This is a genomic window from Alteromonas sp. Cnat2-8 (assembly GCF_022348355.1).
Classification (GTDB): Bacteria; Pseudomonadota; Gammaproteobacteria; order Enterobacterales; family Alteromonadaceae; genus Alteromonas; species Alteromonas macleodii.
On the sequence record NZ_JAKREX010000005.1, the window covers coordinates 334,879 to 347,881 of the forward strand.

8 protein-coding genes are annotated in these 13,003 nt (G+C 44.8%); 4 read left to right on the forward strand and 4 right to left on the reverse strand.

What is annotated here, in order from left to right:
- Positions 1–105: 105 nt before the first annotated feature.
- The 4 genes from MHN00_RS15085 to MHN00_RS15100 form a co-directional block, all read right to left on the reverse strand.
- The gene (locus MHN00_RS15085; protein ID WP_014949030.1) at positions 106–954 is read right to left on the reverse strand and encodes a formate/nitrite transporter family protein; all 849 of its coding nucleotides are present in this window, start codon (positions 952–954) and stop codon (positions 106–108) included.
- A gap of 440 nt (positions 955–1,394) precedes the next feature.
- The gene (locus tag MHN00_RS15090) at positions 1,395–3,461 is read right to left on the reverse strand and encodes a DUF3488 and transglutaminase-like domain-containing protein (protein WP_239301634.1); all 2,067 of its coding nucleotides are present in this window, start codon (positions 3,459–3,461) and stop codon (positions 1,395–1,397) included.
- The gene (locus MHN00_RS15095; protein WP_101564051.1) at positions 3,458–4,591 is read right to left on the reverse strand and encodes a DUF58 domain-containing protein; all 1,134 of its coding nucleotides are present in this window, start codon (positions 4,589–4,591) and stop codon (positions 3,458–3,460) included. The genes MHN00_RS15090 and MHN00_RS15095 overlap by 4 nt, the downstream gene beginning before the upstream one ends.
- A gap of 36 nt (positions 4,592–4,627) precedes the next feature.
- Positions 4,628–5,575, reverse strand: coding sequence for a MoxR family ATPase (locus MHN00_RS15100; RefSeq protein ID WP_101564052.1), 948 nt, complete (start codon positions 5,573–5,575; stop codon positions 4,628–4,630).
- Between the two features lie 500 nt (positions 5,576–6,075).
- On the opposite strand from MHN00_RS15100, the gene seqA reads away from it, so the two are divergent.
- The 4 genes from seqA (at position 6,076) to MHN00_RS15120 (ending at position 12,859) form a co-directional block, all read left to right on the forward strand.
- On the forward strand, positions 6,076–6,861 hold the full coding sequence (gene seqA / locus MHN00_RS15105) for a replication initiation negative regulator SeqA (RefSeq protein WP_239301635.1): 786 nt from the start codon (positions 6,076–6,078) through the stop codon (positions 6,859–6,861).
- Between the two features lie 47 nt (positions 6,862–6,908).
- Positions 6,909–8,561 (forward strand): phosphoglucomutase (alpha-D-glucose-1,6-bisphosphate-dependent), encoded by a 1,653-nt coding sequence (gene pgm, locus MHN00_RS15110; RefSeq protein ID WP_101564056.1) that lies wholly within the window; start codon positions 6,909–6,911, stop codon positions 8,559–8,561.
- 218 nt (positions 8,562–8,779) lie between these two features.
- Positions 8,780–11,257 (forward strand): glycogen/starch/alpha-glucan phosphorylase, encoded by a 2,478-nt coding sequence (locus tag MHN00_RS15115; RefSeq protein ID WP_014949036.1) that lies wholly within the window; start codon positions 8,780–8,782, stop codon positions 11,255–11,257.
- A 297-nt stretch (positions 11,258–11,554) separates the two neighbouring features.
- Complete coding sequence (locus MHN00_RS15120; protein WP_239301636.1) at positions 11,555–12,859, forward strand: bifunctional diguanylate cyclase/phosphodiesterase; 1,305 nt, start codon at positions 11,555–11,557, stop codon at positions 12,857–12,859.
- The last annotated feature ends 144 nt before the right edge of the window (positions 12,860–13,003 follow it).

Genomic DNA, 13,003 nt, shown 5'->3' on the forward strand with positions numbered 1-13,003 from the left:
ATATTTAATTATGAGCCCAATTAGTTATTTCCAAGGAAACGGATAACGCCATCATGACGTGTCTTGTAGGGACAAGGCATGATGGCTTTAAGATAAGCGCCTTAATTAAATAGGCAGTGTTTGCGATGCAGCGGCTTTATCAACAGGGATAGTACGTTTGGGTAGCGTCTTAACGTGGGTGGTGTACAGGGTTAGTCCAGTAAAGGCGAGGCCACCAACAAGATTTCCAAGTGCAGTTGGGATCTCGTTCCAAATGAAGTAGTCCATAACCGAGAAGTCGCCGCCCATAATAAGGCCAAATGGGAAAAGGAACATGTTTACTACTGAGTGCTCAAAACCCATAAAGAAGAACAGCATGATTGGCATCCACATGGCTAGTACTTTTCCGCTAACGTGAGTTGAAATCATTGCACCCACTACGCCTAGCGACACCATCCAGTTACACAACATGCCGCGAATAAAAATGGTGAACCAGCCTGCAACGCCGTGTTCTGCGTAGCCCAATGTACGAGCTTCGCCAATGCTGGCTACCTTAGTCGCGATGGCACCGCCATCCACGTTATACCCCATGGTAAAAATAAACGACATCATAAAGGCCACGGTTAATGCGCCACCAAAGTTACCTAAGAATACTAATCCCCAATTCCGTAGAATTTGTTTTGGCGTGACGCCAGGTCGCTGTGCAAGCCAAGCGAGTGGGGTAAGTACAAACACGCCGGTTAATAGGTCAAACCCCATAAGGTAGAGCATACAAAAGCCCACTGGGAATAACACTGCGCCAAGAAGAAACACGCCGGTTTGAACGGCAATGGTAACGGCAAAAACAGCGGCAAGGGCCAATATTGCACCTGCCATATAAGCGCGAATAAGAGTATCTCGTGTAGACATATAAATTTTGGCTTCGCCTGCATCTACCATCTTGGTTGCAAACTCAGCGGGGAGAAGATAAGCCATGGTTTCACCTCACGTTGTCGTTATTAATAAGTTGTCATCTGTGTGTTGGCGTTTACTGTTTCAATGCGTTCCAGAAGATCAAAAAAAGGCGTCCGCAGCGCTCTCGTAAGAAAGAACTGGGGACGCCTTTGTCCGAAACTCATGCATTGTGGTAGCTAACAAATAAACCGTCGGTTATGTGTACGCCTTTGTACTCTAAAGCCCGTTGGCAACTAATACTTGTATAAGCGCCTTCGTACTTTTGTTATCCATTTGTACAAAGCTAAAAAAGTGCCAATAACCAAAATGTACCTAAACGTGTTATTTATTGCTATTTAAAACAATGGCTTGTGTAAATTCGTGGCTGTGTTGATAGTCGCTTGCGCCAAGGCACTATTAATTAGTCTGCACTAAAAAGGGGGGAGTGTGAGTGTTTAAGGTGCAATCGGTTTTACTATTTCCTACTTTAATGCCTGTTTTAACATTTTTAGCTGACGCTTCATGGTTGGATAAACTTTTGCCTCTTGTGTTCGGTGTGCGTATTTTTCATGCTCAAATAGTTCACACAGTAGTCTTAGTGCCTTGGTAGCATCTTCGTTTATCAAAGGATTAACTTCACTCATAAAGGCGGACAAGGTTTTATTCCCTCTTTCTTTTCCTGTTTTAGCTTCAACGCATTTTATTGCGTTTAGTAAAACTCTGTGTGAGGGCGACCGTGTGTTGCGATGCGTTTTGGGTAAAAAATAAAGTGCTAAAATAAGCCCAATTAGGCCAATGGCGGAAAGAAATACAACTTGCATTTTTTGCGGCGTTAGCGAGCCTAGTAATTCTTCAAGCATGTTGGTTTGCGCAGTATTGTCAAAGCCCAGTACCCATTTACTCCATGAGTAATCGAGCTGTTGAAACCAGCTTTGTAACGTTGCAAAAATGGCAGCGTTGCTAAGGTCGCCCAAAATACTCGCTTCACGAGACTCCCCAAGCTCTTCCAACGCACGTTCAAGCCCGAAGGTTAAGCGTGACGGTGCCACCATACTCGTTGGGTCGTGTCGAATCCATACACCATCAATAAATGCTTCCACCCACGCATGTGCATCGTACTGCCTTATTTGCAGCACATTGTCATTAAGTGCGCTTCCGCCCTGGTAGCCTGTCACCATTCTTGCCGGTACCCCTGCGGCGCGAAGCACATACACCATGGCGCCTGCGTAATGGGCACAAAAACCTGAGCGTTCTTCAAATAAAAAACGGTCGATGGGGTCGGTAGGCATGGCGTTCGGCGATAGGGTGTAGCGGAAGCCCCCTTGATTAAATTCACGCATTATTGCGCTAACTATTTGCTGTGCGCTTGAGTATTGTTTGGCAAGTCTCTGTCCCCATGCCCTGGCTTGTGGGTTGCCACTCATGGAAACCTGTAGGTTTAGTTGAGATTCAAAATTTCCTATTCCGCTAGTGATTTGAGCAGTTGGATAGTAGCGCAGATAAAACGCCTTCTTACTGGATATTGGGCTATTCGCCCTTAACGTAAAATCAAAAAGACTTCTTACGAAAATACTGTTCTCGCGGTTGTTGGGGGTCGAAGGCGCTAACGCAAACAGCCACGTTTGCTGTGTGGGTTCCACGATCAATTCATAACTTATCACTTGAGGCGTATTTTCCTCGGCCAGAGCTGACAAGGGTGTTGGCTTGCCCATGTAAGCTAACTGCTGCTCTGCCTGTTTGCGTTTGTTGCTAATAGACCAGGTTTTCCCGTCAAAATGTTCTAAGGTCATAGCGCGCCAATACCTGGACGGTGCAACAGGGACTGCTTCTGCGTTTTCAAATGTGGCGCTGAAAGCCAATTCAGATGAACTTGCAAGTGACGCAATATCACCAGGCGTCACCGTGTCAGAAAGCCCGGTTTCAGTCGACTTTGACGTGGGCATCTGCCAAAGCGGAGGGAGTTGGGGAAGCAGTAAAAACAGTAGCAGCGCGATAGGGAAAGCTTGGACAATAAGCACGGTCACGAATTTAATGCTTTTTGATTTGGGTATTCCTGCACCGTGATAAATGGCAGTCGCGAATAGCAGCAGGGCCAGTATTCCTGTATAGCCAATCCACGCAAATACGCTTAGAGACGAGATAAATCCGCAGCCGATCAAGAACAAACAGGTACATACAATTAAGTGAAAATCTCGTTTTTTCTCAACCAGCATGATTTTGAGCGCGCACGCGACGGTCAATAGGTTGATCATGCTATCAAGCAATCCTACTGAGAAGCCAAACCACGATAATGCGAACACTGCCAATATCGCCAGTAGATTAACCGTGCGTGATGTTGGCAAACTATTCAACGCACTAAGGCCTGCCGTCCTTACTATCACTGCGCATCCGCCTAGCATGATTACCCATGTCATAAGCGGCGCGGTGAGAGTGAAAAGAATAAAAGAGAATGCTATGCAGAGCATAAGCACAGCCACGGACGTTGGTTGGCTAAACACGCTTTTAACAACGGTTAATTGTGATAAACGGCTTAAGATAGCGGAGTTCATTTCGTTGACCTCGCTCTTTCACTCTTTATGGAAGATATTGAGACCGTTTTATTTGAGGTTGAAGAAGCTTGTGATGAATGCGAATTCAAACAAGCAAGTGCACTAAGACATTCGTGCCTATGTTTTACCCCGCGAGCAGGGGCAATGTTAAGCCCTTTGTACTGTATTCCAAATACCCGGTCTGCGCCTGTCCAAGACAATGTTGCATAGGTAAGTGCCGACACGGCAGTTTCCACATCGATGTTTGAGGGAACTGAAAGTACAAAACTGTCGCTTTGCAAGGAGGTAAAGGATTTCGAAACCCAATTTCCGTTTTTCGCCACATGCTTCCACGATACGCGATTAAGCGGCTGTCCAACTTCGTAATCGTTTAATGCGTAGAAGTCCTCGTTACTTGTAAGGTCGTTAACCTGACTGACGCTATCCGACTCATTAGAACTCGCTACCTTATTAACAGTGACCGGACCTTCTTGAGGTTTTGCATAGACAGTAACCTGTTGGTCAAAATCGAGGTGGGTCCAGCATTTGTATAATCCCAACGGAAAATCGCATGCAATGGTTAGTCTGCCCAGTGCAAATCGCCCCCGTACTGGTATTGGAAGAGGCACGCTGAGGGTTTGCGTTTGTCTTGTATCCGTAACTTCATTGTCGTTTAAAGAAAAGCTGTACGTCTGCTGATCCACTGAGGTGTCTTGATTGCTTGCATGAACAGCGGTTTCCATGGGGCGCGCTGTATTTAGCCACTTTATTGCTAATACACCATTGCACGTTTTCGTTGGCGCTGCCGCGTGAGGGATAACCTGAAGCTGCAATTCACCCTGTAAGTTACAGTGAAATGGACTGGGGGGCGTCGCTTTAAGCGCTAAACGCGCAAAGTTTTGATGAGTGTAAAACAGCGTTAATAGCATAATGCTTAAGCACAAATAGCTAAGCAGCAACATCAAGTTGTTTTGGTAGTTAGTGCCAAGTAAAAACAAACACAGCGATAGAATAATAAAAGACCAACCGAATCCGCTCGGCAATATAAAAATACTGTTTAAGTTGAGGTGATGTTCGTGAGAAGCCGGAACTCGCCTGTCTAACCACTTTAATAGCCTACGTTGTAGGTAATTCGAAAGTGAAGCTGGCATTCTACGCACCTTTAGCGCTCCGAAAATTCATGAATGCTAGGCTGCCAGTGGGTCAATACTATCGAGTAATTTCTGGCTCAGTTTTTCACCGTCAAAAGCATGGGTTTGCTGCCCTTGTGCCAACTGATGTGAAGACAATGTTAGCCTATGAGCGGTAATGGCCACGAAGACGGCCTGTACATCTTCGGGAGTAACATATGATTTTCCGGAAACAAACGCCCAAGCTTTGGCACCTTGTAGTATCGCTCTACTCGCTCGTGGCGATAGGGGGTTAGGGTAATCATTACTTTCTCGACTTTCACTCACCAATCTTAGAATGTAATGAATAATGGCATCGCTGGTATGAATAGTGGCTACCTCTCGTTGCATCTCGCGCAAATTCTCCTCATTTAGTATTTGTGCAAGCGGTGCTGATGCATCCTGTTGCAATAGCATGGCTTTTTCTGCTTCCCACGCTGGATAGCCCAAAGAGATACGCATAAAGAAACGGTCGAGTTGGGACTCTGGCAAGGGATAAGTGCCCGATTGATAGCTTGGGTTTTGTGTAGCAATAACAAAAAATGGAGAGGGTAGCGCGTGGGTTACACCATCTATACTTACTTGTCGCTCTTCCATCGCTTCTAACAGGGCGCTTTGTGTTTTGGGGCTGGCTCTGTTTAGCTCGTCCGCTAACACCACTTGGCTAAAAATAGGGCCGTGTCTAAACGAAAAGCGCTTTGCCTCGTCTTGTTCATTACTATGAAAAATGTTTACGCCCAACATATCTGATGGGAGTAAGTCAGAAGTAAATTGAATGCGAGAATATTGTAGGCCAAAAACTTGGGAAAGCGCATGAGAAAGGGTGGTTTTACCCATTCCCGGTAAGTCTTCAATTAATAAGTGGCCATTGGCAAGTAAACAAGTTATTGCGAGTTTTAATTGGTGATCTTTACCAATAATTTTCTGACTAAGAGCCCGCTGTACGTTAATGATATCTTGGCGCATATGATTGTCACTTAAGTTTAAAGTTACTCTGTCACACTACGTATTAAACAGTGAGAAAGCGATTAAGGCTTTTCTAAGGATGTTGCGCAATGATGTTTAAGTTCATGTCTGAGTTCATGTTCTAGCTTACATGTTTAGCGAACGGTAACGAGTGCCGACAATGTGGTGTTTCGAAGGTCACTACTTCTTAATAATAGCAACGATAGTGAAAGGCTTTCTATTGAATTACCTGTTAAATTTTATACGCAGGTATATCAGCGACTTGATGGTTCGTTGCGTTGTTTCTCCTATGTTCTTAATGTTGTTAAGGCGACGTCTATTTTAAAAAAAGTAAAAACGGCTTACATGGACTTTATCGACAGCAGATACGACGGGATGGGAAGCAGTAAAACGTCACTTTCTTGCCTTATTAGCATAGATTCCCGCAAAACATCTGTTATTAAGTGCTGCGTAGTTTATCTGTGTTGTCTATAATGGTGCCTCTTAAAAAGGAAGTAGTTATGAAAAGCATTGAAATAGATGACGATTTATATGCCTTCATCGCCAGCCAAACGAAGCATATTGGTGAGAGTGCATCACAAATTTTAAGACGTTTACTTTTGCCTGAAGACGGTGCCGTGTCCCACGGTGTCCAGCATGGTGGGGCTTCATCTACATCTGTAAAAACAAGCGAACCAAAAAGTACAGGCGTTGTAGAAACCGCAGATAACGCAAGTGAGTCAACACCCGAAGTTGAAACTCAAGTGGCGACTAAAACACCAGCCAAAGCACCCACCAAAGCGACATCCAGTTCAGCAGTTAAAGCAGCGCCAAAGGCTGCAGCGAAGAAAGCTCCAGCTAAAGCAACGGCAGCAAAAGCGCCTGCGAGCTCAAGGGCAGCTAAAAAGGTTTCGGAAGTTTCTTCAATAACGCCAGCAACAGAATCTCACTCGAAAAGAGACATTCTTGAAGCGGTGTCAAAAGATGCATTAGGCACATTTACCAAGCGCGTTGATCAATTCCTGTTTGTTTTAAGTGCAGCGCACAAGCTTAATGCAGAAAACTTTACTCGTGTTGAAAGTATAAAAGGTAAAAACCGTACGTACTTTGCGACAAGTAAGGCGGCATTGTTGGAAAACGGCAGCAGTACTAATCCTAAAGCTATCCCTGATAGCCCGTTCTGGGTGGTAACTAATAACAATACTGCCAAGAAAACGAATATGCTGGAACAAGTTTTGCGTAACTTAGGCTATCAACCCGATGTTATTGAAACCGTGATTGCGCGTTTCTCTTCAGAAGGTAAATAGCAAGCCAAGGTATAGAACAACGAAACTTCTAAATAAGGATTTTTTTCATGGCATTACATCCGCAGGCTGGACAGCATGCAGCAAAAGAGCAACTCATTAACGTAGCGCAGTTAGTGAGCCAGTATTACAGCTATAAACCGGATATGAATGACCCGGGTCAAGCGGTCTCTTTTGGCACGTCAGGTCACAGAGGTACAGCTTCCAACGCTACGTTTACCGACACCCACATCAGTGCAATTTGCCAAGCATTGGTAGAGTATCGTAAACAAGAAGGTATCGACGGTCCGCTGTTCGTTGGTAAAGATACCCACGCGTTATCTGAGCCTGCCATGATTACCGCTATCGAAGTTTTGTGTGCAAACGGTGTCAATGTTGTCGTGCAGCGCGCAGACAATGAAAGCATGGGCTATACGCCGACACCTGTTATTTCACGTACTATTATTCGCTACAATCGCGCAGGTAACACCGACAAGGCAGATGGTATCGTCATTACGCCTTCTCATAACCCTCCTTCAGACGGTGGATTTAAGTATAACCCGCCTCACGGTGGGCCTGCCGATAGTGATGTAACCAAACAAATTCAAGAACGCGCTAATGAATTAATTGCCGATGGCAATAAAAACGTTAAGCGCATTGATATTCGTCAAGCTACCGCGCGCAAATTGGTTCGTGAAGAAGACTTCATGGAACCTTACATTGAAGACCTTGCAAGCGTTATCGACATGGAAGCGATTGCAAAAGCTAACTTGAAGTTAGGTACTGACCCATTAGGTGGTGCAGGCATAGGTTATTGGTCGCGAATTGCAGATAAATATGGCTTGGACATTACCGTTGTTAACGACGCGGTTGACCCACAGTTTGGTTTTATGCGCCGTGACAAAGACGGTAAGCTTCGTATGGATTGTTCGTCTGCCTATGCGATGGCAGGGCTTATCGAGCTGAAAGATAACTTTGACTTAGCTTGGGGCAATGATCCTGATTTCGATCGTCACGGTATTGTGTGCAAAAGTGCGGGCCTAATGAACCCAAACCATTATTTGGCCGTGGCTATTAACTACCTTTATACTCACCGCCCACAATGGCCTAGCGATTTAAATATCGGTAAAACACTGGTGTCTAGCAGTATGATTGATCGCGTAGCTAACAGCTTAGGTAAGCCTTTAGCTGAAATGCCGGTAGGCTTTAAATGGTTTGTTGATGGTTTATCAAACAGCACTATTGGTTTTGCGGGTGAAGAAAGTGCTGGTGGGATTTTTCTTGAACGCAATGGAAGCACGTGGGCGACAGACAAAGACGGCTTTATTCTTTGTTTGCTGGCAGCTGAAATCCTAGCCATCACAGGCAAAGATCCTGGCGAGCACTACAAAGCGCTAACGGAAAAATTTGCAGCGCCGGTTTACAGCCGTGTTGACGTGGCAGCAACCCTTGAACAAAAGCAAAAGCTTTCGGCGATGGATGCATCTGTCGTCACTAGCGATACGTTGGCGGGCGAGCCTATCACTGCCGTTCAAACCCATGCGCCAGGTAATAACGCGGCAATTGGTGGCGTTAAAGTATCGACAGAAAATGGCTGGTTCGCAGCGCGTCCTTCTGGCACCGAACAAATTTATAAAATCTATGCGGAAAGCTTTAACGGTGAAAGCCACTTACAGGATCTAATTGCTGAAGCCGAAGCCTTAGTCGGAAAAATAATCAAATAAGTACAAAAATAAATCACTTTAAATCCCTTTTTGTAAATTCAATGTTAAAAATCGCATGAATGCATACGAATTCATGCGATTTTTTGTTATTTTAACAAAATTGTTACAACATAATCGTTTAAGCGCTGCTATATTGCTGTCATATTCTGAAGTTATTCTGTAATTAAATTACGTTTTCGGTGTGTAAACACCGCTTCTACTTAAGAGTGAGACGCAAAATGAACGCAAAAGCGACCAAGACGCAACCCTCTCCAGTGATCGATAAGGCTGCATTCAAAGCAGCGGTTATTAAACACTTACACTGCACGCTAGGCACCGACGAAAACAAAGCAAACAATCACGCTTGGTGGAAAGCAACGTGCGCTGCAATTCAAGAACAAGTACTTGAAGGGTTGCGCAAAACCCAGAAAAGTCATTACCTGAACGACACGCGCGCCGTTCATTATTTCTCTGCTGAATTCCTAATGGGCCGTTTGCTTTCAAACAACCTGCAAAACTTTGGCCTATTCGATGTAGCTAGTGGCGCGTTGAAAGAGCTAGGTGTTGAAATTTCAGACATTCTTGAAGAAGAGCCTGATATGGCGCTAGGTAATGGCGGTCTTGGCCGACTAGCGGCTTGCTTCATCGACTCACTAGCAACCATGGAATTACCTGCAATAGGTTATGGTATTCATTACGAGCACGGTTTGTTCCGCCAAGAAATTAAAAGCGGTGCGCAAATCGAGCGTCCAGATAGCTGGCGTGACTACGGTAATCCATGGGAAATTTGCCGTCCAGAATCTATTCAAGAAGTATCGCTTTACGGCTATGTAGAGACTAAATATGGCGACAACGGACGAGTGCTAAAAGAATGGCACCCTGGCTCAATTGTTAAAGGTGTGCCGTGGGACATTCCGGTTGTAGGCTACGAAGGTAAAACCGTAAACGTACTGCGGTTGTGGCAGTCAGAAGCGTCTGACTACTTCAATTGGGACGTATTCAATGCGGGTGGTTATGTTGATGCACAGCGTGAAAATGTATCAGCTGAAACGATTTCAAAAGTACTTTATCCAAACGATGAGACCGAAGCGGGTAAAGAGCTGCGTCTTATTCAGCAGTACTTCTTCTGCTCGTGCTCGCTTAAAGACATTATCCGTCGTTACAAGCGTGCTCATGGTGACGATTGGAGCCGTTTCGCCGATCAGGTTGTTATTCAGCTAAACGACACGCACCCAGCTATTTCTATACCAGAGCTAATGCGCATTCTTGTTGACCGCGCAGAGCTTGGCTGGGATGAAGCGTGGGGCATTTGTACAAAAGTATTTGCATATACCAACCACACCTTGCTACCAGAGGCACTTGAAAAGTGGCCAGCGCGCATGATTGAGAAGATCCTTCCTCGTCATCTAGAAATCATTTATGAAATTAACCACCGCTTTATGGCAGAGGTTGATAAGAAGTGGCCTGGCGACAATGCCATGAAAGCTAAGCTTTCAATCATTGAAGAAGGTAACGAGAAGATGGTTCGTATGGGCCACCTGTCGGTAATCGGTTCATTTGCCGTTAACGGTGTGGCAGAAATGCACTCTCGTCTTGTTAAGTCGTCTCTGTTCCCAGAGTTCGATGAACTGTATCCAGGTAAGCTAACTAACGTAACCAACGGTATTACACCACGCCGCTGGTTGAAAGCTTGTAACCCAGCGCTGTCTAAGCTAATCGATAAAAAGATTGGTGAAGACTGGCCGCGCGACTTAGACAAACTGCAAGGGTTAGCTAAATTTGCGAGCAATAAAACGTTCCAGAAGCAATTCATGAAAGTGAAGCTTGAGAACAAAGAGTTGCTAGCAGAGGAAATTCGCAAGTCACTTGATATAGAAGTAGACGTTAACGCCATTTTCGATGTGCAGATTAAGCGTTTGCACGAGTATAAGCGTCAACACTTAGCGCTTCTGAATATTATGGCGTTATACCGTCGTATTCTAGAAAACCCTGATTACGATATGCACCCGCGTGTATTTGTGTTTGGTGCTAAAGCCGCACCGGGCTACAAGCTTGCGAAAGATATTATCTTCGCTATTAACAAGGTAGCGGATAAGATCAACAACGATCCGCGCGTAAACAACAAGATTAAAGTAGCATTCTTACCAAACTACCGTGTATCACTCGCTGAAAAAATGATTCCAGCGGCAGACGTATCTGAGCAAATCAGTACGGCAGGTAAAGAGGCATCAGGTACCGGTAATATGAAGCTTGCACTGAACGGTGCGGTAACTATTGGTACACTTGATGGTGCAAACGTTGAAATTGCTGAAGAAGTGGGCGATGACAACATCTTTATCTTCGGACTTACAGTAGAAGAAGTGAACGAGCTTAAAGCGAATGGCTATAACCCACATGACTACTACTATAAAGATCCAGAAATTAAAGCTGTGCTGGATTGGTTAGAAACGGATTACTTTACGCCAGGTAAACCAGGTGCATTGGTGTCAATTAAGCAAAGCTTACTTGATAACGGTGACCCGTACATGGTGCTTGCAGATTTCCGTGCTTATTCTGATGCACAAATTGCAGTTGATGCTGCATACCGCGACAAAGAGCGTTGGGCAGAAATGGCCATCATCAATACAGCGAAGATGGGTAAATTTACCTCAGATCGTTCAATTCGTGACTACGTAGAACGCGTTTGGAAACTTTCACCGTGTAAGATTGAAAGCTAATCGCAGAACCGTAAAGAAATAGCCCGGCAGTGGTACACTCGCCGGGTTTTTTATTACCCTCTAAATACTTCTTCATTGTTTCGTATTGGGTTCAAAATACGGCACAGTTTGTTCTTAACGTCACCAGAAATAAGTACTACAGCCATGTTTTTTGTCCAATATTAGGCTAATGTTGTACAAAAGTATAAGACGGTATACAAAATAATACGTTACTGTCGTTGCGCCTTTCGTAGCGCCATGGTTTTATATAACTAGTTGTTTTTAGTACCTCGAAGCGTAAAGCTCAAGGAAAACATCATGAGCCAACACACATCACTGGCAACCATTCCCAATCGCTATGCGTTTATCGATAGCATTTCGAAGCAAGCGTCTCGCAGTGCTTCTATTTCATTGATGCTGGTCGATGTAGTGCGTTTTTCTGATGTGACAACCAGTCTGGGCATTCATGTAGGCGATCGCTTTTTACTTGAAATAGCCAACCGCATACAACTCCTATTTGGAACTGCGGTATCGATTGGCCGTATCAGTGGTGATGTTTTTGGCATCGTTTTTCCCAATGAAAGTAATGAAACCGTAATGCGACAAATGTTCGAACGCTTAGTCGAGCATTTCAAAACGCCAATGCATTACGATGGTACGGCTTTTATTGCAGACTTTAACGTAGGTGTGGTGTGCAGTATTAAGAATGACTTTGATATCACTTCCTTTGTTTCCCGAGCGGAAACGGCTTTAAAACAAGCAAAAGAAAACAAATACGAAAATTACTTCGCGTTGACTAAGTCAGACAAAACCGACACGGGCAGAAGTTTGGCGCTAAAGGCAGATTTAAAACGTGCATTAGCACAAAATGAACTCGAGCTTTACTATCAACCAAAAGTCGATCTGACAACGCTAGAAGTAGTGGGGGCTGAGTGCTTACTTCGCTGGAATCACCCTCTTGATGGCGTCTTATTTCCAGGTCCGCTAATCGAAGCGGCCGAGTCGTATAATATGATGAGTGAACTGGGCTACTGGACGCTTGAGCAAGCCTTTAGGGCGCTCTCGGAATTGGACCTAATGAAGCGGTCTTTAATGCTGTCTGTGAATATTTCTCCCACACAGTTATACGACAACCAGTTAGTTCCAACCCTGACGATGCTGAGTCGTACCTATTCAATGCCGCTTTCGTTAATTGAGCTGGAGCTTACCGAGGACGTGGCATTGTCTAATTCATTAATGGTGAAAAAGCAGTTAGATGAGCTGCGAAGCTTAGGCGTATCTATTTCTGTAGATGATTTTGGTAAAGGGTATTCAAATCTTGCTTATATTCGAGATCTGGATTTGGATGCGCTGAAAATCGACAAGTCTTTTGTGATGGAACTTGAAGCTTACCCTGTTAATCGCGCCATTATCGAAGCGGCGAAAGTGATAGGGCATGCAAAAGAGTGCTGTGTAGTAGCCGAGGGCATAGAAACCGTAGAGCAGCTTCACATACTCAGAGAAATAGGGGTGACACAAGGGCAGGGATACCTATTCTCTCGCGCCATTCCATTCGATGATTTCGTACAGCTTACCCAACAAGAGATAATTATCGGCAACTCGCCTAGACGCGCTCAAGCGTAGTATCTGAAAGTGCGGCAATCTTTAGTTGCGTTGTTCAATGCTTACAGCTAGTGGGAATTAAACAGTGAGATAACGTGATTTTGAAGGCCTGTCTGGGTACACTGGAAGCATTCGAGATTAGACAACGTAGACAAAGCTCACACT